Genomic DNA, 22,500 nt, shown 5'->3' on the forward strand with positions numbered 1-22,500 from the left:
CAGGCGCAGATTTACGCCCGCCAGGGCATTGAACTCGATCGATCGACTCTGGCGGACTGGGTGGGGCAGGCAGCCTTCCATCTGCGTCCGTTGCATGAGCGCCTCCTTGGCCAGCTCATGCAACGGAGGGGATTTCACGCGATCGCTATAAGTCAGACTTATACCCAATCGCGGGTAAATACCGACCGGCGCCTGAATGAACCTCGCCCCGTTAACGATCTCGAAAGGTGTCACCGGCGGCATCCTACTTCTGGTTGACTATTAGCCGGGCAAAAGGAAGGGTTGAAGTCGGCAGACTTGGATACAGGCGGCTGGGGAGTTGCGTCATGAGTATCGGTGCCGGCGCTTATGCGCCGATAACGCCTGCTGCGTTCATCAAAAAGTGGAAGAGGGCATCCTTAACCGAGCGACAAACCGCTCACGAACATTTCCTCGACCTCTGCGCACTCTTCGATCATCCAACGCCGATCGAGGACGATCCGACCGGCGAGCACTTCGCCTTCGAAAAAGGCGCCACGAAAATTGGCGGAGGCCGCGGCTTTGCCGATGTCTGGAAGAGAAACCACTTTGCCTGGGAATACAAGCGTAAGAACGGAAACCTGGACGCCGCTCTTCTTCAGCTCATTCGCTATGCACCTGCTCTAGAAAGCCCGCCGCTGCAGGTTGTCTGTGACGTCGAACGCTTTCGAATTCACACGGCGTGGACAAACACAGTTCCAACAACGTACGAAATTGTGCTCGAAGATCTAGCTGAACCAACCAAGCGCGAAATCCTTCGGAACGTCTTCTTCGCACCGGAAAAGCTGAAGCCAACCAAGACCCGCGCCGCTGTGACAGCTGAAGCGGCTGACAAGTTTTCCAGCATTGCTTTGCGACTACGAAGCAAAGGCTCGGCAGATGAGGTCGCACATTTCATCAATCAACTTGTCTTTTGCTTCTTTGCTCAAAGCGTGAGGCTTCTGCCCGACGGACTGTTCGCTAGGATACTCGAGCGATCTTCCCAAAATCCGGAGCGAGCCAAGAGCTATCTTAACAAGCTATTCGAGGCCATGGAAAGCGGCGGTGAATTCGATTTGAACGACATCGCGTGGTTCAACGGCGGACTGTTCGATGGCAGGCGCGCACTACCGTTGAACGCCAGTGACATCGGTCTTCTCGTTGCCGCAGGGAGCCTAGACTGGAGTTTGATTGATCCGACTATTTTCGGCACCTTGTTCGAGCGCTTCTTAGATCCGGACAAGAGAGCGCAGATTGGCGCGCACTACACCGATCCGGACAAGATCGCCAAGATTATTGACCCCGTTATTCTTCGCCCTCTGCGCGAGGAGTGGGAGCTTGCCAAGCAGGAAATTGCAGCATTTCTGCGGGGAGAGCGCGTGCCACCAATGCGCAAAAAAATCCGAAGGCGCATGAGTAGGCAAGAGGCTGCCGAAGAGGCTCGGTCGCGATACCTCGAGCGCCTTCGCACCCTTCGCATTCTGGATCCGGCTTGTGGGTCTGGCAATTTTCTGTATCTGGCGCTTCAAGGCGTAAAAGACCTTGAAAATAAGGCCAATCTTGAATGTGAAATACTTGGGCTAGAACCGCGCTTGCCAGTTGTGGGGCCCGAGATCGTGCGTGGAATCGAAATTAACCCGCTAGCTGCGGAGCTAGCGCGTACCACTATTTGGATAGGCGATATTCAGTGGCGCCTCAGAAATGGGATCCATGCCAAACCCAAACCAATCCTGCGAAAACTTGATGCCATTGAAGGTCGAGATGCTCTGATCGCAGTGGCTCCAACGCTCTTGGGCCGTGCAAAGGAGGTGGGGGCCAAAGGTCGATCAAACGAGCACTATATGGAATCCGGCTGGCCTGAAGCCGAGTTTATCGTCGGAAACCCGCCCTTTCTAGGCGTGCGCCTTATGCGCCAGGCCTTGGGCGACAACGCGGTAAAACGCCTTTTTCAAGTCTACGACTCACAAGTTTCGCGCGAGGCTGATCTTGTTTGCTATTGGTTTGAAAAGGCGCGCAAGGCTGTGCAGGCCGGTCAGGCATCGCGCGTCGGTCTGGTTGCGACAAATTCGATTCGTGGCGGAGCCAATCGCAAGGTCTTGGAGAAGATCGCTGCCCAGAGTCGCATCTTCGAAGCTTGGAGCGATGAGCCTTGGGTCGTCGATGGTGCTGCAGTTCGCGTATCACTTATTTGCTTCGGAAAAGGTCAGGATGCACTGAGGCTCGACGGTGAACCCGTTGTCTCAATCAATACTGATCTCAGTAGCGCGATCAATCTCACCCAGGCGCGTCGTCTCGCCGAAAATACCAGCGCAGCGTTTATGGGAGACACGAAAGGAGGTGCATTCGACATACCCGGAGACCTTGCGCGGAAGTGGCTCCGGCTTCCCGTCAATCCCAACGGCAGGCCAAACTCGGATGTTCTGCGGCCCTGGCGCAATGGAATGGATATGACCCGGCGCTCGCGCGATATGTGGATTATCGACTTCGGTTGGGAGATGTCGGAGCATGAAGCCTCATTGTATGAAGCACCATTTCAATATGTGAAGGAAAATGTACTTCCCGAGCGGGCCAAAAATAGGCGTGATACTTATCGAGAACGCTGGTGGCGGCACGTGGAGCCGCGGCCCGGCATGTGGAACGCGCTCAAGGGAAAAGATCGTATCATCGTCACACCTGAGGTCTCGCGACATCGTGTCTTTACGTGGTTGTCGACGCAGATCGTGCCCGATCACAAGCTGCAGGTTATTGCTCGTGACGATGACACGACCTTCGGCATTCTGCTCTCGAAATGGCATCTCATGTGGTCACTCGGCGTCGGGTCTTGGCATGGCGTCGGAAACGACCCGCGATACACGATCAGTTCGTCATTCGAGACATTTCCGTTCCCGCTTGGTCTTACGCCTGACCTGCCAGCCGTACGATTCGAACGCGACGAACGTGCAAGGGTCATATCGAAGGCTGCGCGCCGCCTGGAGGAACTCCGCCAGGCATGGCTGAATCCCGCCGACCTCACTCGGACCGAAGCGGAGGTGGTTCCAGGATATCCGCCGCGTATACGAGCGTCGGACGCAGCCGCCGAGAAAACCCTTCGTGAAAGGACTCTCACCGATCTCTATAACCAACGTCCACAGTGGTTGATCGACGCGCACAAAAGCCTCGATCAGGCTGTCGCCGTCGCTTACGGTTGGTCACCCGACATTGCAGATGAAGAAGCTCTAGCTAATCTGTTGGCCTTAAATCTCTCGAGAGCCGAAATGAATCAACTCGTGAAGAAGAAAGGCCAAACGATCGCCCCGGGCACAAATCGGCAAGAGCCGCAGTTCACGCTACCTATCCCGGGCGGCAAGCAGGTCAAGGCCAACTCTCCGGGCAAGGAGGTGCCGAAGAACAGTCGTTCGGTCACTGGAAGTCTACGATCAGGGCGTCGCAGAAAATCGGCATAAGCCTGTCTATCGGGTCGTTTAGGTCGTTCGTACGGATTTCTAGTGCAAGGTTCGTACTGCAGCGACCGCCATTTATCTCACTTTGCGAGGTCGCTTCTGAGCGCAGGCTCGTAACTTGCTCATAGATTCAAACCCGTCCATCGTACTCTTGGTCGCATTTTGGTTTCCAAAGTCACCTGCTAGCGTTCAGGATTGCCGGAACCCCTTACCGACGGATGATGCCGGCCGCGACTGGTCTCCTGTGTCACCGCCGATGTCCCGCGACCCGGTCTCGCTCCGCGGAGTGGAGAAAGTCACCCGCTTTCCCTTGAAGAGTCAGCGCGGGATGCATAATCAGGTAGTTGAGAATCATTTCGTCAATCGTCGATTGTACGATCGGTATTTTTCGGTTTCGAACGTTAGGGGTCGTAAATTGTCGTGCGGGGATTGTTTTGACCATTAGCATACATAATCCAGACCAATACATGGCCGCGCTGCGGACCATCGTTGCCCAGGGAAGAAAGCGTATCGGCCTTTTGGTCGGCGCCGGAGCTGGTGCCGGTACCGCGAACGATGACGGTACCTACCCGCTCATCCCTGCCGTTGAGGGGCTTACAAAACAGGTCCTCGCTACCTTGACGTCCAAATACGGCAGTCAGATAGCCGCCATCAAGGCCGAGTTGGATAAGCACGACATCGAGACAATTCTTTCTCGTATCCGTTCGCTCAGCAAAGTGATCGGAAAGTCGAAGATTCATGGCCTCGATGGCGATGGCTTCAAAGCCTTCGGCGAAGACATTTGTATTGAGATCGGAAAGATTGTGAACGTTCGCCTCCCGGTGAACGGTAGCGCCTACAGCGATCTGGTCAACTGGATCACCGGAATCTCCCGCGATCACCCTGTCGAGATTTTCACGACGAACTACGACCTTCTCTTCGAAGAAGCCTTTGAAGCGGTGCGTGCTCCATACTTTGATGGATTCACGGGCGGCCGCGAGCCGTTTTTTGATCCGGTTTCTGTGGCCGGAAATGACCTGCCGCCACGCTGGACAAGATTGTGGAAGCTACATGGCTCTCTGGGATGGAAGGCGAGCGGCAAGGATGAGGTGATCCGAACGGGCAGCAATGCGGCGACGCATTTGGTCTTCCCGGAACACCTGAAATACGATCAAACCCAAAAGGCCCCTTATGCCGCATTGTTCGATCGGCTGCGAGCCTTTCTGGCCACGCCGGACACGCTGCTCATCTCGATCGGATTCTCATACGCGGACGCGCATGTCTCGGCTCGCATTGACGAAGGCCTCGCTGCGAATCCTTCGGCCAGCGTCTTTGCGTTTCAATATAAATCCCTCTCCGAGGAGGTTGCCGCCTGCGATTTGGCGCGCCGCCGCCCCAATCTCAGCGTCTATGCACCTGACAAGGCCGTGGTCAACGGGATCGAGGGGCCCTGGCGGGTGCCTGGCGAGCTTCCCAGCAAAGATTGGGGGCCGATCAGGGCAACCTATTGGTCGGCTCCAAGTGCAGGTGGACCGACGCAGTTCACGCTGGGAGCCATTGAGGCGTTCGGCCGCTTCTTCGCCGCTTCACGCTCGATGCAAGCTCTCACTCCACCTCCAGCGATGACCGCGCCTGTAGCTGGCGTCGGTCCGTCTTTAGGCGCCGGGATTGCACCATGATTGCGCCGACACTGCTGGGACATGTCGGAGCCGTATCCGGGGCGACGATAAGCGTTCGTCAATTTGAAGGCGTGGCATCGGGTATCGCCATCATTGGAGGACGTAGTTATCGCGTTGGCCAGGTCGGAAGCTTTGTGCGGATACCGCAAGGCTATCACGATCTTTATGGGATCATCGCCGAGGTCGGCGCAACGGCGACACCGGAGGCCGCGGAAAATTTGAGCTCGCGGGGAGAACGCTGGATAACCGTGCAGTTGGTCGGCGAGATCGTTGAGACGGCTTTTGAGCGCGGGATCAGCCAGTACCCGGCGATAAATGACGAGGTGCATCTGGTTACCGAGGAAGACCTCGCAAAGATTTACGGCACGGCAGAAGAAGGTCAGGTTGTCATCGGAAGGCTCGCTGGTGCGGAGAGCATACCGGTACATGTCGACCTAGACCGGCTTGTTACACGACACAGCGCGGTGCTCGGGTCGACTGGCTCGGGGAAATCGACGACGGTTGCGAGCCTCCTGCGCGCAATCGTTCGTTCGCCGGATGGCGGCAGCAATTTTCCGAGCACACGGATTTTGCTTCTCGACATTCACGGGGAATACGCGACTTCCCTGAAGAAGATTGCTCACGTGTTTCGTGTTTCTCCGGCCGATGACGAAAAACCGCTGTTCATCCCGTACTGGGCCACGGACACGACCGAAATGCTAGCCTTCATGTTAGGAAAACTGTCTGACCCGGCATTTGCCGCGATTACGGACAAGATCCTGTCCAAGAAGCTGCAGTTGGCGAAGGGTGGATTGTATGAGGGCATCGACGTCAATTCGCTTACCTTCGACACCCCGCTCCCGTTCAGCTTGAAACAACTATGGTTCGACCTGATCGATCCAGAGATCAAGACATGGAACGAAAACACCCAACTTACTTCGGCAATCGAACAGCCGGGGAATGCGGAGACGCTTGTCGCTCCGGTCTATCCGTTGCCGGGACCCGGCGGGGCCAAGCCCTTTGCCAACAAGACCGCGGTGCTGTCAATTCGGCGTCAGCTGGACCAAATGAGGTCCCGGTTACTCGATCGGCAGTACGACTTCATGCTCCATCCGGGCGACTGGGAGCCAGCTCTTAACGATCGGGCGAAGAAGGACCTGCCGGAGCTGCTCGATTCCTGGCTTGGTTCGGACAAGCCCATCAGTATTCTCGACCTCTCGGGGATACCCAGTGGCGTCCTGCATCATCTGGTCGGCGGCATTCTCAATATTCTTTACGAGGCCCTGTTTTGGGGACGCGAGGCCGCGGAAGGCGGCCGGCAGCGACCGTTGCTTGTGGTCATGGAGGAAGCACATCGTTATCTCGGCAAGGATGCCGATGGTCCCGCCAAGGCGATGGTTCAGCGTATCGTTAAGGAGGGCCGGAAGTTCGGTGTCGGCGCTATGATCGTCAGCCAGCGTCCGTCCGAGATCGACGACACCATCCTTTCGCAATGTGGGACATTCATTGCCCTTCGGCTCTCCAACACAGGTGATCGTAGCAAGGTTCAATCGGCGCTGCCCGACAGCCTGAGTGGGCTTATGGATAGCCTGCCAGTTTTGAGAACCGGCGAAGCCATCATCACCGGAGAGGCCGCCAAGCTGCCAATCCGCTGCCGCATCACACTCCCGCCCGAAGGGGCGCGGCCAAGCAGCGAGGACCCGAGAGTCTCACAAGCTTGGGCCAAGCCAAAGGTGCAGGAGGATTACGTAAATCTCAGTGGTCCATGGCGGGCCCAAAATCCCAAGTGGAAGCGCAACGAGAAAGGAAAATAAGCATGGAACGGATAGTGGTGAACTCGTCCAACCTGGTTTCGGTTGGATATGACGAAGACAGTTCGACGCTGGAGGTTGAGTTCAAGGGCGGTGCGGTATATCGCTATTTAAATGTCCCCTCGTTCGAGTACGAGCGGTTGATGGCCGCCACCTCGCATGGGATCTACTTTAACGCCAACATCAAGAATGGATATCCGTTCGAGCGCGCATGACCATCGACGCCACCATCACCTGTCCGAACTGTCATACTGATATCAAACTTACGGAATCGCTTGCTGCGCCTTTGATCGCGGCCACAAAGCGCGAGTATGAGAAGAAGGCTGCGGACAGGGATGCCGTACTTGACAAACGCGAGGCGGAGCTTTGCGCCCAGCAAGCAGCCGTAAAAGAGGCGCAGGAAGGCGTTGATATGCTGGTTGCAGAAAGGCTCAGGGCCGAGCGCCAGTTCATTGCTCAGGATGAAGCGCGCAAGGCGAAGGTCGCGCTAGCAACAGATTTGGAATCTCAGGCAAAGGAAATCGCCGACCTCAAGGACGTCCTGACCCAACGCGATACAAAGCTGGCCGAAGCGCAGGCGGCTCAGGCCGAACTCCTTCGCAAGCAGCGCAAACTCGACGATGCCAAGCGTGAGTTGGAGCTCTCGGTCGAAAAGCGCGTTCAAGAGGCTCTCGGCGCAGTCCGAGAGCAGGCCCGCAAGGACGTGGAAGACACTCTGCGGCTGAAAGTATCCGAGAAGGAAGAGCAAATCCTGTCGATGCAGCGTCAGATCGAGGAGTTGAGGCGCAGGGCCGAACAGGGATCGCAACAGTTGCAGGGTGAGGTCCTTGAATTGCAGCTTGAGACGCTCCTGGGTGGCCGATTTCCACTCGACCTGCTGGAGCCCGTCGCCAAGGGCGAATTCGGCGGAGATTTGCTTCAGCGCGTGACGGGCCCTGCAGGGCAGCTGTGTGGCACGATCTTGTGGGAGACCAAGCGAACCAAGAATTGGAGCGATGCATGGCTACCAAAGCTGCGGGGCGATCAGCGAGCAGCGAAGGCGGAATTGGCGCTCTTGCTGTCGGAGACGCTGCCGAAAGGCATCGAGAGCTTTGAACTGATCGATGGTGTCTGGGTCGCTCATCCCCGATTCGCCCTCCCGGTGGCTGCGGTCCTCCGGCAATCCCTGATCGAACAGGCGGCTACACGCCTGTCCCGAGAAGGGCAGCAAACCAAGACCGAGCTTGTTTACGAGTATCTCACCGGCCCCAGATTCCGGCACCGAATCGAAGCGATTGTCGAGCGGTTCTCCGAAATGCAGGACGATCTTAACCGCGAACGGAAGGCCACCATGCGCTTATGGGCAAAGCGCGAAGCGCAGATCCAGGGTGTCATAGATTCCACCGTTGGAATGTATGGCGACCTTCAGGGGATAGCGGGTCGTGCCATGCAGGAGATCCCCGCGTTGGAAACGCCGATGATCGAAAGCAGCGAAGAATAGGCAGACGCTCCTGATCCGGCTTCAGGTGTTGGTCCTGCCGATACTGGGCAGGGTTGCCGTCCGTCCTTGAAGGTGTCCGCAAGCTCTCCGACCCCGTCCCGTCAGTGGCGATCGCGCCAGCGATATGGATCGGGCAAACCGAGATGCTCATCAACGATAGGTGCTCAAGATCGTGACCTGAATACGACGCTTGCGATGGAGTGGTGAGCACCTTTAGAAGAGGTCTTCCTACTAGAACGAAAGGCGCAGAAGGCCAAGGCCTCGGCGGCGGCGTCGGAATGAATTTCCTTCGGCAGCCGTAGTTTGTCCAAGACCAGATCGCGTCCATCTCTTCGACGTCCAGCCTGAACGGCGCTCTTTGACCACATCCACTGGAACAAGGACTGCCTAGCCTTCAAGAAGGCATCAGCAAAATCAAGGGAGCGACGGCTGCGTTTTGCGCCTCCATAGAGCCTCCGCATGAACTGATATGCGACAGCGTCCCCAACCGGCCGCAGGCAACCAATACCACTGAAGCCCCCGGCGAATGGCTGCGTATGCCACCCTCAAAGCTGCACGGCGATTTGTCTTGAAGAGGGCCCCAGCCCCTTACCGAAAATTCCGATCTTAATAAAACTAGTCCGATGGAAGAGGTCTATCGCGTTTCGCTCGCGTATCGGATTCTGCAAAATCTAGGGATAGTTCCAACTCGCCCCTCCTGGCGTCGTAGGTCGATCAGCACCTTTTTCGTGAGCTATTCGAATAAATCTTCGCCCGGCTTATCGAAGAACAAAGGAAGAGCGAGCGTGCCAGTTTTGTGTCAGTTGACACCGCTCTTCACGTTCTGTTCTGGCCGAAATAGCCGAAATCGTATGTCGATTGACTAATCGCGTGACGGACGAGGATGAGGAATATTGCTGTAAAATGAAGGGCTTGTGTGAAGCTCCGGGTGGTGCTGCCAGACAGGATTGAACTGTCGACCTCTCCATTACCAATGGAGTGCTCTACCACTGAGCTACGGCAGCATGCCCGGGAAATAGAATCGGCCCCGAGGGGCCCGTCCAAGCGGCCGGTTCTTGCCACAGGCCTCCCTTTGGCGCAAGCGAAACAGCGTCCCGGAAACCGGCGAAGGCGACCGAAATTGGCATTTTGTGCCGAGATCCGCCGCAATCCGGTCGATTCCGTGCCGATTTGGTTCCCGATGTCGCCAATCGGGCCGCTGCGCGCCAACTGATGTCGAATCGTGCCCTAGCCGGCCGGGTGGGTGTGCAGCATCAGCGCATTGTTTATTGTCCGCGGCGGAAGGCATTGGCGGCGAGCGTTCAGAAGATGACGAGCGATCAGAACAAGGGCAGCGGACAGGTGGGAGCCCGCGTGAAGGATTCACGACAGGACCGCCTGAAGCTGGCGTTGCGCGAAAATCTGAAGCGGCGGAAATCGCAGGCGCGTGGCCGGGACGATGCCGCATCTTCCGAAGCCGCCGATGGTTCCCTAGATGACGCGAGCGGAAACGGGCCGGAGCACTAGCCGGTTCGTGTAGCGGTGCGGACAAGTGGATGGTTGAAATGGCTGCGGACGAAACGACGATCAATCGACTGAACGCCATCGCCTACGCCTTCCCACGCCATGAGCAGACCTTCCCGACATTGACGGCGCACGAGATCGAGCGCATGCGCCGCTTCGGTGAGCCGCGCTCCTACGGGGACGGCGATGCGCTGTTCGAGACCGGCAAGCCCGGTCCCGGCATGTTCGTGGTGCTGTCGGGCTCGGTGGCGGTCACCCAGCGCGACGGCCTCGGTCACGTCACGCCTGTGATCGACCAGGGGCCCGGCCAGTTCCTCGCCGAGATCGGCCAACTCTCCGGACGCGCCGCTTTGGTCGACGGCCATGCCGACGGCGATGTCGAGACACTGCTGCTTCCGCCCGACAGATTGCGCGCGCTGCTGGTTGCCGAGGCCGATCTCGGCGAGCGCATCATGCGGGCGTTGATCCTGCGCCGGGTCAGCCTGATCCAGGGCGGCGCCGGTGGGCCGGTGCTGATCGGCCCCGCGTCGGTCGGCAACATGGCGCGGCTGCAGAATTTCCTGGCGCGCAACGGCCAGCCGCATCACTTCCTCGATCCCGATGCCGACAAGGATGCCGCCGACCTCGTTGCGCGCTATTCGGCCTCCCGCGCGGACCTGCCGCTGGTGGTTTGTCCCAACGGCACGGTGCTGCGCAATCCGTCGGAGACGGCGCTCGCGATGGCGCTCGGCATGATCGGCGGCCATACCCGCGACAAGCTTTACGATGTTGCCGTGGTCGGCAGCGGCCCGGCGGGACTCGCCACCGCGGTCTATGCAGCGTCCGAAGGGCTGTCGGTCGCGGTGTTCGATTCCCGCGCCTTCGGCGGCCAGGCCGGCGCCAGCGCGCGCATCGAAAACTATCTGGGATTCCCGACCGGTATTTCCGGACAGGCGCTCGCGGGGCGCGCCTTCAACCAAGCGCAGAAATTCGGCGCGGAGATGCTGATCCCGGTATCCGTGAAGTCGCTCGATTGCTCGAAGGCATCGGGCGCGTTCGCGCTCGCCACCGAATGCGGGCACACGCTACACGCCAAATCCATCGTGATCGCGAGCGGCGCGCGCTACCGGCGGCCGGCGATCGACAATCTCGATGTGTATGAGGGCCGCGGTGTCTGGTACTGGGCCTCGCCGATCGAGGCGCGCCTCTGCGCGAACCAGGAGGTCGTGCTGGTCGGCGGCGGCAATTCCGCAGGTCAGGCGGCGGTGTTCCTGTCGGGGCATGTCCGCAAGGTCACCATGATGATCCGTGGTGGCGGGCTGGGCGCCAGCATGTCGCGCTATCTGATCGAGCGCATCGAGGCGACGCCGAACATCGATTTGATCTTTAACGCCGAGGTGGTCGGGCTTGAGGGCGCCGAGACGCTGGAGCGCGTGCGCTGGCGCAGCCGACTCGCGCCCGACGAGTTCACGCTCGACATCCGCAATCTCTTCCTGTTCGTCGGCGCCGATCCGGCCACCGGCTGGCTCGACGGCTGCGGCGTGCAGGTCGATCGCGGCGGCTTCGTGCTGACGGGCGTTGCGAGCGACGAGGGCGCGCGCGCCGTGCCGCAGCTCGAGACCACCGTCCCCGGGGTGTTTGCGGTCGGCGATGTCCGCTCCGGCTCGGTCAAGCGCGTCGGCGGCGCGATCGGCGAGGGCGCGCAGGTGGTTGCCGCCTTGCACGGCTTCCTGGCCGACGACGGAAGTCCGACGCTATAGGAAGAGGGATGTCGAAAGGCCGCAAGGCGCCGAGCGCGACGTCTTGCGCGTGAAGATCGTCGAGGAATCGGGTTCCGCCGGTTGCGACGTCACCCGGCGGTCTTTTTGTCTCGAGCGCCGGTACTTCCCGCGCCCAGAGCCACTATATCTCTCGCCATGCCGCCGCCCACACCGCTGAAACTGATCGCGCTCGACGCCGATGACCTTGCGGTCATCTCCGCCCATGTTCAGGACGCCCGCGTCCAGGCCTGCGACATCGTCTGGCGCCAGCACGACAAGCGCCTTGTGGTCGGCCTGAACCGGCTGGACTGGGAACAGACGCTGTCGGGCGGGACCTGCTCGCGGCGGCTGATTGCTGCTCTGCGCTTCGACCGGGTGCTGGCCTGCAAGTCGCGCAACATCGACCTTGAGGCTCCGGAAACCACTCTGGAACTGCTCGGAATCGAGTTTGACGCCTCCGATCCGCCGGGCGGCAGCGCGCTCCTGATGTTCGGCCACGGCGCCGCGCTGCGGCTGGATGTCGAGTGCCTGGAGTGCGAATTGACCGATCTCGGGGGCGATGACCTGGGGACTGCGGCTGGGTAGGCGCTTGGCGAGGTCAGTCCGGGGCGATGCGCCGGCATCGAACCTCAGGGGCGCAGTTGCGCCCCGGGGAATCTCGAGATTCCGGCTCTGGTCCTCCGGACCATCCCGGAATGACTTCCCTCCAAGGGTTGACGGCCATAATCCGTCGCGCCATTGAGCAGGGACCCGATCCCTTGAGTCCTCTTTAGAAAGCCGCCATGCCCGTTCGCCTGGACCGACAGAGCGCCGATTTCGATCAGAAATTCCGCGATTTCCTGGCCGCCAAGCGCGAGGTATCGGCCGACGTCGAGCGCGCCACCCGCGCCATCGTCGAGGACGTGGCGGCCCGCGGCGATGCGGCGCTGCTCGAGGCGACGAAGAAGTTCGACCGGCTCGACATCGACGCCTCCGGCCTGCGCGTCACCGCGGCCGAGATCGATGCTGCGGTGAAGGCCTGTGACCCCAAGACCGTCGACGCGCTGAAATTCGCCCGCGACCGGATCGAGACCTTTCACCGCCGCCAGATGCCGAAGGACGAGCGCTTCATCGACGCCGCCGGCGTCGAGCTCGGCTGGCGCTGGAGCGCGGTCGATGCGGTCGGCCTCTATGTGCCGGGCGGCACCGCAGCGTATCCGTCCTCGGTGCTGATGAACGCGGTGCCGGCCAAGGTCGCGGGCGTGCCGCGGGTAGTGATGGTGGTGCCGTCGCCGGACGGCAAGCTGAACCCGCTGGTGCTCGCGGCCGCCCATCTCGGCGGCGTCTCCGAGATCTACCGTGTCGGCGGGGCGCAGGCGGTGGCCGCGCTCGCCTATGGCACCGCGACGATCGCGCCGGTGGCCAAGATCGTCGGCCCCGGCAATGCCTATGTCGCCGCGGCCAAGCGGCTGGTGTTCGGCAAAGTCGGTATCGACATGATCGCCGGCCCTTCGGAGGTATTGGTCATCGCCGACGACACCGGCAACGCCGACTGGATCGCGGCCGATCTGCTGGCGCAGGCCGAGCATGACGTCAGCGCGCAGTCGATCCTGATCACCGACTCGGCCCGGCTTGCAGCGGACGTCGAACGTGCGGTCGAAGCCCAGCTCGCGACGCTGCCGCGCGCGGAGATCGCCCGCGCCTCGTGGAACGATTTCGGCGCGGTGATCAAAGTCGCAAAACTCGACGACGCGATCGAGCTTGCGAACGCGATCGCAGCCGAGCATCTGGAGATCATGACCGCGGATGCCGAGGGCCTGTCGCAGAAGGTCCGCAACGCTGGCGCGATCTTCCTCGGGGCGCATACGCCCGAGGCGATCGGCGACTATGTCGGCGGCTCCAACCACGTGCTGCCGACCGCGCGCTCGGCACGATTCTCGTCCGGCCTCGGGGTGCTTGACTTCATGAAGCGAACCTCGATCCTGAAGTGCGGGCCGGATCAGCTCCGTGCGCTCGGGCCCGCCGCGATGACGCTGGGCCAGGCCGAGGGTCTCGACGCCCATTCACGTTCCGTCGGATTGCGCCTCAATCTCTCATGACCAAGCCACCAGACGACGAGGATTCCAACAATCGCATCGTCGCGGTGACGCTCGACGAGGAATCGATCGGCCGTTCCGGGCCCGACATCGAGCATGAGCGTGCGATCGCGATCTACGATCTGGTCGAGCAGAACCTGTTCGCGCCCGAGGGCGCGGCGGCAGGGCCCTACACGCTGCATATCGCCATCACCGGCAACCGCCTGATGTTCGATATCCGGAAGGAGGACGGCTCGCCGGTGGTGGCGCATCTGCTGTCGTTGACGCCGTTCCGCCGGGTCGTGAAGGACTACTTCATGATCTGCGACAGCTACTATCAGGCGATCCGCACCGCGACGCCGGACAAGATCGAGGCGATCGACATGGGACGCCGCGGCATCCATGACGAGGGCTCGCGCACGCTGCAGGAGCGGCTCAAGGGCAAGGTGCGCGTCGATTTCGAGACCGCACGGCGGCTGTTTACGCTGATCACTGTGCTGCACTGGAAGGGTGAAGGCGCATGATCTCGAAAGGTGGGCAGCGGTTTTCGGATCAGATCATGCGTCAAAAGAAAAGGCGCATGATGGTTGCGGCCTTACCTCACGGGGGTGTACCCCCGCCCAAAAAAGCCTGATCGCATGGAAGCGCCGCGCGCGCGCCATCCGCAGGCTGTGCTGTTCGCATGCGGCCACAATGCCGTACGCTCGCCGATGGCCGAAAGCCTGCTGCAGCACATGTTCCCGCAAGGTCTCTATGTGCGCTCGGCCGGCGTGAAGAAGGGCGAGCTCGACCCCTTCGCGGTGGCTGTGATGTCGGAGTTCGGCCAGGATATCTCCGGCCACAAGCCGATCACCTTCGAGGAGCTCGAGGATTGGGAAGGGCTGAACTTCGACCTGATCATCACGCTGTCGCCGGAGGCGCACCACAAGGCGCTCGATCTCACCCGCACGCTCGCCGCCGATGTGGAATACTGGCCGACGCACGATCCGACCGGCACCAGCGGTAACCGCGAGCAGAAGCTCGCCGCCTATCGCGAGGTCTGCGACGGCCTGCTGCTGCGCATCCGCCGCCGCTTTGCGAAAGCGGGCGTAGCGAACTTCTGAGGTGGCCGGATGAGGCGCGTGAATCGTTCCGCGCATTCGGGCCGACGAATTTGGCACTTGTCGCCAGACTGACAAACAGCTGTGCTTATGGGGCCTTGTCTTAAGTCGGGGAGCACGATTCGTGGCCGGTTCCAAGGTTGTGCAACCATGCCCCATCCGATAGGTTCCGCGCGCGTCCGTCCCCCGATTCCAGCCCAAAAACCCGCATGCTAGGCCGTCCCAAATTCGTTCTTGCTTCCGGTTCGCCGCGGCGGCTGGCCCTGCTCAACCAGGCCGGTATCGAGCCCGACGCGCTGCGTCCGGCCGATGTCGATGAGACCCCGCGGCGGGGCGAGTTGCCGCGCGCCTGCGCCAACCGCCTGGCACGCGCCAAGGCAGACGCGGCGCTGAAATCGGTGCAGCTCGACGACGATCTGCGCGGCTCGTTCATTATTTCCGCCGACACCGTGGTCGCGGTCGGCCGGCGCATCCTGCCCAAGGCCAATCTGGTCGACGAGGCGGCTCAGTGCCTGCGGCTGCTGTCCGGCCGCAATCACCGCGTCTACACGGCGATCTGCGTGGTGACACCGCGCGAGGCGTATCGCCAGCGCCTGGTCGAGACCCGCGTCCGCTTCAAGCGGCTCAGCGAGGACGACATCCAGGCCTATATCGGCTCCGGCGAATGGCGCGGAAAGGCCGGCGGCTATGCTGTGCAGGGCATCGCCGGATCCTTCGTGGTCAAGATGGTCGGCTCCTACACCAATGTGGTCGGCCTGCCGCTCTACGAGACCGTGACCCTGCTCGGCGGCGAAGGCTTCCCGATCCGCTACGGCTGGCTCAACGCCGTCGGCGTGTGAGGCTGAGTTCGTTCGATCTGGCCGCATCGGCGGAAGGGAAGTGGGAGCCGGCGAGGAACCTCGGGGCGGCAGCGCTCTTGAACCGCCAATTGGTATAGGCTCTGTCCCAGCCATGGATGACCAAGCACGAAAACCCCCGACCCGGACCTGCCCGATCTGCGGCAAGCCCACGGAGCAGGCATTCCGCCCGTTCTGTTCCCCGCGCTGCCGCGACGTCGACCTGAACCGCTGGCTGACTGGCGCCTATGTCGTCCCCGGCCGTGAGGGCGACGAGGAGGACCCGGAATAGCCCCGATTTCCCAACAAGTTGGGGAAACCTTCAAGGTCGGGCGATGCGCGGCTAAGCCTTTGGCGAAGCCGGGTGGACACGGCGCTTCGACCTCTCTATAAACCGCCCGCTCGCTTCGGCCTTCCGGACCCGCGGGTATGCCCAGGTAGCTCAGTTGGTAGAGCATGCGACTGAAAATCGCAGTGTCGGTGGTTCGATCCCGCCCCTGGGCACCATTCCCGGCTCGATCAGACTAGCTCTGCGAACGCGAGATCTGCGCAATCCACTTCGGGTGACTGCGATCGGAGGATCCGTCGGCTCGCTCGCCGGGCCTTATGGGAGCACTTCCCACGCGATGCGCCGCAGGTGGTCTCTCGCAGCGTTCCGATGCGTCGAGATTCACGGTGGATTTCGCCAACTTTTGGTGCACCGGGGGAGTCCCTTCACGGTAACATCTTTGCGGAGACCCGCCGCATGAACAAAGCTCGCGAGAAACCATCCGCCACCGATCGCCATGCGAAGAAGATCGCGGCCGCGATCGCCAACGGCCGGCCGCCCCCATTCTCGCCCGATCTCGATCAATACCTCGAAGAGTCTCCGTACGAAATCTTTTCTGCTTTCGACGGCGCCGCCCAGCACATGCCTCCCAAAGGGAAGGAAGAGGCCCTTGCCTTTGGGTATCTCTTTCTGCTGCAGGCGTTGCTCGAGCGTATCCGATACCGAACCGACCGGGGCTACGCGGATGCCGTCGAGCTGATCGCAAGATTCCAGGCGGATGTTGCTGCGCGGGCCGAAGTGGGAGAGGTTGACGGATATATGCTCGATTACGTGTCGGGCGCCCTGCATCAGGCGAAAATCCCGACTTTGCCGCAGCTGAGCGCGGCTTCGGCCAAGCATTGTCGCGACGATGAGAGCCGATCGATTCCCGCCGACATCGGCGCCGCCCTGGACGGGCTTCTTCAAGCCTGCGGCAACGATCCCTTCGGGCTCGTTGGCTCACTCGCGGAATTCGGCCACTCGATGCCAGAGGACGCGCGAGCCTCTCTTGCTTCGGGCCTCGCACTCAGCGGGCGACCCGAAGCGCGTGAAGCTGCCGTGCTGTTCCTGCTGGACTCGAGCCCGGCCGTCCGCAACGCGGCTGCGGGTGCGCTTGCACAGGCTGCTTCGTCGCTCTCGCCGGTGGACCTTCGTCGCCTGATCGCCATGCGCAACTGGCGACCGGAGAACGAACGTGCAGACGTCGACGTTGTCATCCGGAATGCGCGGAGCGCCGGAGTCGCCTGCGCACGATGGGAAACTGGCGGCACGGAAGCGATTCTCGCTAGTGGGATCGATGGCGCGTCAACGCAAGCATTCCTGCTGATCTCGCCGGCCGGACGCAGGAGGCGCATCTCGTCGATCCTAACGAAAGGCGCCATCGCGGATGCCTGGAGTGGCGAACCTGAGACCCGGCGACGGATCGAGGCCGCGATTGCAGCCGCCGGAACGGACCTGCCGACTATCGACGTGTCACGATGCTACCTCGACCGCATGCTTTCGCACGGGTTGGCGCTCGCGATCGATCAAGGCGTGGTGCCGCCGCTCGGCCTCTTGCAGGTCGCGGAGACGATCGGCGGCGTCGACTGGCAACCCGCGCGCATCGACTTCCACAAAGCACTTGCCGAACTGGTCGAGGCCGTTCCGGAAGATATGAGCGATCCGGCCACAATCGTGGAGGTGCTGCAACGGAGCGACGAACTGGCCGATATCGAGGCGCTCGAAGAATCCTGGTTCGAGGACGACTCGCAGATCGCGGAGATCGCGGCGGGTCGATACGGCCGCGGTCGCGCGAAGCTTGTCGCGTATCTGTTGCAAAGTGTTGTTGCTCGCCGTCGCGATAAGTGGGCCGATGTGTTTCTGCGCACAGCCTTGTGGATGCGCGAAGCTCCTCCTGAGGCCGACCTATGCTGGCCTGAACTGACCCTGGTTACCAAAGCGATCGCGGGCGGGCGGGATCTGACTGAGATCGGATTGATGCGGGCCATCGCAGAGCGCACGATCGCTGTGCTGGCGAGCGCTGGATAGAATACGATCACAGCGATCCAGCGCTCCCTGGGGCAGTATGCAAGCTGGCGGGGTGGCTGCCGGCAAAATGCTCGCCTGGCCACTTGCCTCGGCAATGACCAAATCACGCACCCGGAGACGAACCGATGCTGCTGGCGATCGATCAGGGCAACACCAACAGCGTGTTTGCGGTTCATGACGGCGAGCAGTGGGTTGCACAATGGCGCTCGGCAACCGCGCCGAGCCGGACGGCAGATGAATACGCCGCGTGGCTCTCGCAACTGATGGCGATGCACAGGATGGATATCCGCCTGTTGGACGCCTGTGTGATCGCGAGCGTCGTGCCGCAATCGATCTTCAACCTTCGAAACCTGTCGCGTCGGTACCTGGGCGTCGAACCGTTGATCGTCGGCGAGAATACGCAGCTGGGCATTCAGGTGCGGACCCTCAAGCCTGCGGAGGTCGGGGCGGACCGCCTGGTCAATGCGCTCGGTGCGCTTGCGGTCTATCCGGCGCCGTTGATCGTTGTCGACAGTGGCACCGCCATCAAGCTTGACGTGATCGGCCGCGATGGCGCCTTCGAGGGAGGCGCGATCGCTCCCGGGGTCCACCTCTCGATGGAGGCCTTGCATGACGCTGCCGCCAAGCTTCCCAGGGTCGCGCTGCAACGACCTCAGCGCGTGATCGGCAACGACACGGTCAGCGCATTGCAGTCGGGCATCTTTTGGGGACATGTCGCGCTCATTGAGGGAATGATCGCGCGCATCAAGGCCGAGCGGAACGAGGCGATGACCGTGGTCGCGACCGGCGGCGCCGCCTCGTTGTTCCATGACGCCAGCGCCGCGATCGATCATTTCGATCCCGATCTGACCATTCGAGGTCTGCTGGAGATATATCGGCGGAACACGACGACTGGACGTGAAGGCACACGGTGATCCCGCATGTCGCGTCGCTCACGCTGGAACCCGGCAGGCCGCAAATCGTTCTCAAGCAGCCGATGATCGACTTCCCTGCCGACGTTTGCGCAGTATCATCGCCACATGTCGGCGCCTGAAGGACCTCTCGACATGGCCAGAAAGTTCAAGGTCGGTGATCATGTTCGCTGGAATTCCGAGGCCGGCATGGTCTCGGGCACCATCATCGCCGTCCACACCAGCGATTTCGACTACAAGGGGCATATGCACCGTGCTTCGGCGGCCGATCCACAATATGAGATCAAGAGCGACAAGACCGATCACATCGCGGCCCACAAGGGCAGCGCCCTCCATCTTGCGTAGCGAAGGCGGCGCGTGACGCTTCCATTCTTCACGATCGGCCATTCCAACCGAAGCCTCGAGGAGTTCATTGCGCTCCTGACCGGAGCCGGGATCGACCGCCTCGTCGACATCAGAACAGTGCCGCGGTCGCGAACCAATCCGCAGTTCAACAAGGACACGTTGCCCGAACCGCTTAACGCTGCCGGCATCTCGTACGAGCATGTCGCCGCCCTCGGCGGGCTGCGCGGCAAGGCGCGAAACCAGCCGCCTTCCGTCAACGGCTTCTGGACCAATGACAGCTTTCACAACTACGCCGACTATGCGTTGTCGGCGCAGTTTCATGCCGGACTGCAACATCTGCGCGAGGAGGGGCACCGGCAATGCTGCGCGATCATGTGTTCCGAAGCGGTGTGGTGGCGCTGCCACCGTCGCATCGTCACCGATTATCTCATCGCGTCCGGGGAAACCGTCATCCACATCATGGGGCAGGGCCGGCTCGAGCCCGCCCGCCTCACCGAAGGTGCTGTCGTTCACGACGACGGCACGGTGGTCTATCCGGCCACCGGCGAACTGGGGCTGTGATCGGAAGGCGGATGCGCCTGCTGCCGAGGCACCCGATCAGGCCGCCTGCTTCGGCGGCGTCCAGACGTTGGGAGGCGCCGGTGACGCGGGAAACAAGCCTTCGCCGGCCGCGCCCGAAATCGTCATCGTGATCTCGTGGATATCCTGCACCGCCCTGCGCATCGAGAAGCGCGGATAGAGTTCGCCAAATGTCGTGGCGGTTGCGGCTTGCGCAGCAGCGGGATCGGCGAGCACCGCCTCGACGGCGGTGGCGACACTTTCGGTGTCCTGGCCGAAACTGAAGCGGGCAAGGTGCCGCATGTGCTCGGCCGAGAAGCGGTTGGCGTCGAACACTGGCACGGTGCCGGCGCCGAGTGCGAAGAACACCCGGTCGTGCATCGACAGGTCGACGTTGGGATTGAGTGACACTGCCGCGAGATAGCTGCCGAGCTGCTCGCGCATCGTGTCGAACGTCACCGCGCCGAGCACGCGGGCGCGACGTCCGGTGACGTCGAGATCGTCCCAGCCGCCGCCGATGAAGTCGACGGGATAGTCGGCAAGCACCGCGCCCACCTCGCGGGTGCGCACCGCGCGGGTATAGTTGTCGAGCCGGGTCAGGATTGCGTTGAACAGGTCGCTGCCGGGCGTCAGATAGACGAGATGCTCTGCGGCGGTCGCCAGGATGATCTCCGGAAATGCGCCGCAGGTCTTGCCCTTTGCGGCGGCGATCGCATCGAACAGCAGGGCGAACAGCTTCGGCGGCATGGTCGCGCGGTAGCCGCGCTCGAGCTCCTGCGGCTTCCAGCTGGACTTGGCGAAGATCAGCCGGCCGTTGCGCTGCCTGGGCGGCAGGCCGCCGAAGAAACCCGGATCGGGAATGCCGATATGGGTCGCGAACACAGCGCTGCTGCGCAGGTAATCGCGGTTGAATGCGGCATGATCCGGAAACACGTAGCCGGCCGTGACGTAGCGGCTCTCCAGCCGGTGACGGCGCGCGAAGTAGCAGGGGTGGTCGCAAAACCAGGTGAAGACAGGAATCTGCGCCAGATCCCAGAACAGCTTTTTCTCGGGGGTGTGGATCTCTAAACCGATTCCGGAAAAGCCGAGCGCCATCGTCTCGGCGCGCCGCGGCAGCAGGGCGTTGAGCCGCGCCGGCAACTGGGGGGACAGCAGGTCGAGCATCTGCACCTCATGCCCGAGCCGATCGAACTCGGCGGCCGCCATCGCGAGGATGCCGCGCAGCGAATCATAGGTCGTGTTGCTGGAGTACAGGACGCAGATCACGGACATGATGGACGGGCCCCGCCGCTTGATGCTGTAGATGCTCGCGCGGACATCGCGATCGCCATGCACGCTGTTCGTTGAACGACCGAGAGGGCTGTTCCGGGCTCGGAATAATAGGTAGGCCTGCATTTATTTCGCCGGAAACGCCGCGCGCCGCCGTTGAAGCTCCATAAGGGGTAGCGGTGGGCGCTCGCCCGGGTATGCGGGGGCGGGGGCCACATGCAGCTTGATAGCTTCGATGTCGTCGTGGTCGGTGCGGGGTTCTTCGGCGCGACGATCGCTGAGCAGGTCGCGAGCCGGCTCGGCCGCTCGGTCTGCGTGCTCGATCGCCGTCCGCATATCGGCGGCAACGCCTATTCGGAGGTCGATGCGGAGAGCGGCGTCGAGGTGCACCGCTACGGCACGCACATCTTCCACACCAATTCGGAAGCCGTCTGGCGCTATCTGCACCGCTTCGCCGAGTTCACCGACTACCGCCACCGCGTCTTCACGGTGGCGAAGGGCCGGGTCTATTCGATGCCGATCAATCTTGCGACCGTGTGCGCCGCGTTCGGTCGCGCCATGACGCCGCAACAGGCGCGTGAGCTGATCGCGGCGGAGGCCGCGGCGCACGGCGTATCCGGTGCCGCCAACCTGGAAGACAAGGCGATCGCCTCCGTCGGCCGCACGCTCTACGACCTCCTAATCCGCGGCTATACGCAGAAGCAATGGCAGACCGATCCGCGCGAGCTGTCGGCCGACATCATCGGCCGCTTGCCGGTGCGCTTCACCTTCGACGACCGCTATTTCGCCGATCGCCATGAAGGCATGCCGCTCCACGGCTACACCGCGATCTTCCGCCGGATGCTGGATCATCCGAAGATCTCGGTACTGCTCGGTGTCGACTATTTCGATGTGGCCGACCGGATCGCGCCGCGGCAGCTCGTTATCTATACCGGGCCGATCGACCGCTTCTTCGGTTTCGCTTGCGGTCATCTCGGCTGGCGCACCGTCGATCTGGTGCGTGAGGTGCACGACGTCGCCGACTTCCAGGGCGCTTCGGTCATCAACTACGCCGATGTGGACGTGCCGTTCACGCGCATCCACGAATTCAGGCATCTCCATCCGGAGCGCACGCATGCGCAACCGAGGACGACGATCTTTCGCGAGTATTCCCGCTTTGCCGGACGCGACGACGAGCCGTATTACCCGATCAACACCGCCGCCGACCGCACGATGCTGGCGTCCTATCACGCCATGACGGCGGATCATCCGAACGTCGTCTTCGGTGGCCGACTCGGCTCCTACAAATATCTCGACATGCACCAAGCCATCGGGGCGGCGCTCAAAACCTTCGAGCACGAGGTGGAGCCGTTCTTCGCGGAAGGCCGTGCCGCGCGTCACCAGTCGCCATCGCTCGTGCCGGCGTGATCCCGGCCTGCGCGACGAGGGAAAGCCGCCTCACCGCATCGTGACATCGCTTTCGTTGAAACGCGAACGAGGCCCGCC

19 protein-coding genes, 2 tRNA genes and 1 pseudogene are annotated in these 22,500 nt (G+C 61.7%); 20 read left to right on the forward strand and 2 right to left on the reverse strand.

All coding sequences use genetic code 11. The annotated features are described in order from the left end of the window. From AS156_RS45260 to AS156_RS33140, 6 genes and pseudogenes are all read left to right on the forward strand, one after another. Positions 1 to 126, forward strand: a pseudogene (locus tag AS156_RS45260) (IS66 family transposase); the annotation flags it as partial. Between the two features lie 200 nt (positions 127 to 326). Further along, the gene (locus tag AS156_RS33120) at positions 327 to 3,440 is read left to right on the forward strand and encodes a class I SAM-dependent DNA methyltransferase (protein ID WP_201456145.1); all 3,114 of its coding nucleotides are present in this window, start codon (positions 327 to 329) and stop codon (positions 3,438 to 3,440) included. A 464-nt stretch (positions 3,441 to 3,904) separates the two neighbouring features. Further along, a complete protein-coding gene (locus AS156_RS33125; RefSeq protein WP_082747880.1) occupies positions 3,905 to 5,095 on the forward strand; it encodes an SIR2 family NAD-dependent protein deacylase in 1,191 nt (396 codons plus the stop codon). Next, positions 5,092 to 6,888 (forward strand): ATP-binding protein, encoded by a 1,797-nt coding sequence (locus AS156_RS33130; protein WP_066513560.1) that lies wholly within the window; start codon positions 5,092 to 5,094, stop codon positions 6,886 to 6,888. Before AS156_RS33125 ends, AS156_RS33130 begins: the two co-directional genes overlap by 4 nt. A gap of 2 nt (positions 6,889 to 6,890) precedes the next feature. Beyond that, positions 6,891 to 7,100, forward strand: coding sequence for a KTSC domain-containing protein (locus tag AS156_RS33135; protein WP_066513561.1), 210 nt, complete (start codon positions 6,891 to 6,893; stop codon positions 7,098 to 7,100). Further along, the gene (locus tag AS156_RS33140; RefSeq protein ID WP_066513562.1) at positions 7,097 to 8,365 is read left to right on the forward strand and encodes a DUF2130 domain-containing protein; all 1,269 of its coding nucleotides are present in this window, start codon (positions 7,097 to 7,099) and stop codon (positions 8,363 to 8,365) included. Before AS156_RS33135 ends, AS156_RS33140 begins: the two co-directional genes overlap by 4 nt. 929 nt (positions 8,366 to 9,294) lie before the next feature. On the opposite strand, the gene AS156_RS33145 is transcribed toward AS156_RS33140, so the two are convergent. Beyond that, positions 9,295 to 9,369, reverse strand: a tRNA-Thr gene (locus AS156_RS33145). A 208-nt stretch (positions 9,370 to 9,577) separates the two neighbouring features. On the opposite strand from AS156_RS33145, the gene AS156_RS42540 reads away from it, so the two are divergent. The 13 genes from AS156_RS42540 (at position 9,578) to AS156_RS33210 (ending at position 19,749) form a co-directional block, all read left to right on the forward strand. Next, positions 9,578 to 9,871: a hypothetical protein gene (locus AS156_RS42540; RefSeq protein ID WP_245313180.1), complete on the forward strand. Its 294-nt coding sequence runs from the start codon at positions 9,578 to 9,580 to the stop codon at positions 9,869 to 9,871. A gap of 38 nt (positions 9,872 to 9,909) precedes the next feature. Further along, positions 9,910 to 11,607 carry an FAD-dependent oxidoreductase gene (locus AS156_RS33155; protein WP_066513564.1) on the forward strand — a complete coding sequence of 566 codons (1,698 nt, stop codon included), beginning with the start codon at positions 9,910 to 9,912 and terminating at the stop codon, positions 11,605 to 11,607. 156 nt (positions 11,608 to 11,763) lie between these two features. After that, a complete protein-coding gene (locus AS156_RS33160; protein WP_066513565.1) occupies positions 11,764 to 12,192 on the forward strand; it encodes a DUF2948 family protein in 429 nt (142 codons plus the stop codon). 197 nt (positions 12,193 to 12,389) lie between these two features. Further along, the gene (hisD, locus tag AS156_RS33165; protein ID WP_066513566.1) at positions 12,390 to 13,685 is read left to right on the forward strand and encodes a histidinol dehydrogenase; all 1,296 of its coding nucleotides are present in this window, start codon (positions 12,390 to 12,392) and stop codon (positions 13,683 to 13,685) included. Continuing rightward, the gene (locus AS156_RS33170) at positions 13,682 to 14,185 is read left to right on the forward strand and encodes a UPF0262 family protein (RefSeq protein ID WP_066513567.1); all 504 of its coding nucleotides are present in this window, start codon (positions 13,682 to 13,684) and stop codon (positions 14,183 to 14,185) included. Before hisD ends, AS156_RS33170 begins: the two co-directional genes overlap by 4 nt. 114 nt (positions 14,186 to 14,299) lie before the next feature. Continuing rightward, positions 14,300 to 14,764 carry an arsenate-mycothiol transferase ArsC gene (locus AS156_RS33175; RefSeq protein ID WP_066513568.1) on the forward strand — a complete coding sequence of 155 codons (465 nt, stop codon included), beginning with the start codon at positions 14,300 to 14,302 and terminating at the stop codon, positions 14,762 to 14,764. A 206-nt stretch (positions 14,765 to 14,970) separates the two neighbouring features. Continuing rightward, positions 14,971 to 15,600, forward strand: coding sequence for a Maf-like protein (locus tag AS156_RS33180; RefSeq protein ID WP_066513569.1), 630 nt, complete (start codon positions 14,971 to 14,973; stop codon positions 15,598 to 15,600). A 112-nt stretch (positions 15,601 to 15,712) separates the two neighbouring features. Next, positions 15,713 to 15,889 carry a DNA gyrase inhibitor YacG gene (gene yacG, locus AS156_RS33185; RefSeq protein WP_066513570.1) on the forward strand — a complete coding sequence of 59 codons (177 nt, stop codon included), beginning with the start codon at positions 15,713 to 15,715 and terminating at the stop codon, positions 15,887 to 15,889. A 139-nt stretch (positions 15,890 to 16,028) separates the two neighbouring features. Continuing rightward, a tRNA-Phe gene (locus tag AS156_RS33190) sits at positions 16,029 to 16,104 on the forward strand. 238 nt (positions 16,105 to 16,342) lie between these two features. After that, the gene (locus tag AS156_RS33195; RefSeq protein WP_066513571.1) at positions 16,343 to 17,932 is read left to right on the forward strand and encodes a hypothetical protein; all 1,590 of its coding nucleotides are present in this window, start codon (positions 16,343 to 16,345) and stop codon (positions 17,930 to 17,932) included. A 125-nt stretch (positions 17,933 to 18,057) separates the two neighbouring features. Beyond that, on the forward strand, positions 18,058 to 18,846 hold the full coding sequence (locus AS156_RS33200) for a type III pantothenate kinase (RefSeq protein ID WP_066513572.1): 789 nt from the start codon (positions 18,058 to 18,060) through the stop codon (positions 18,844 to 18,846). 132 nt (positions 18,847 to 18,978) lie between these two features. Beyond that, entirely contained in the window at positions 18,979 to 19,188 is a 210-nt protein-coding gene (locus AS156_RS33205; protein WP_066513573.1) for a hypervirulence associated TUDOR domain-containing protein, read from the forward strand. 12 nt (positions 19,189 to 19,200) lie between these two features. Continuing rightward, entirely contained in the window at positions 19,201 to 19,749 is a 549-nt protein-coding gene (locus tag AS156_RS33210; protein ID WP_066513574.1) for a DUF488 domain-containing protein, read from the forward strand. 36 nt (positions 19,750 to 19,785) lie between these two features. On the opposite strand, the gene AS156_RS33215 is transcribed toward AS156_RS33210, so the two are convergent. Beyond that, a complete protein-coding gene (locus AS156_RS33215; protein ID WP_136626568.1) occupies positions 19,786 to 21,018 on the reverse strand; it encodes a hypothetical protein in 1,233 nt (410 codons plus the stop codon). Between the two features lie 213 nt (positions 21,019 to 21,231). Here AS156_RS33215 and glf point away from each other — a divergent pair, with 213 nt between their 5' ends. Continuing rightward, positions 21,232 to 22,422 (forward strand): UDP-galactopyranose mutase, encoded by a 1,191-nt coding sequence (gene glf, locus AS156_RS33220; RefSeq protein WP_066513576.1) that lies wholly within the window; start codon positions 21,232 to 21,234, stop codon positions 22,420 to 22,422. The last annotated feature ends 78 nt before the right edge of the window (positions 22,423 to 22,500 follow it).

The organism is Bradyrhizobium macuxiense (assembly GCF_001542415.1).
In the GTDB taxonomy this organism is placed as follows: Bacteria; Pseudomonadota; Alphaproteobacteria; order Rhizobiales; family Xanthobacteraceae; genus Bradyrhizobium; species Bradyrhizobium macuxiense.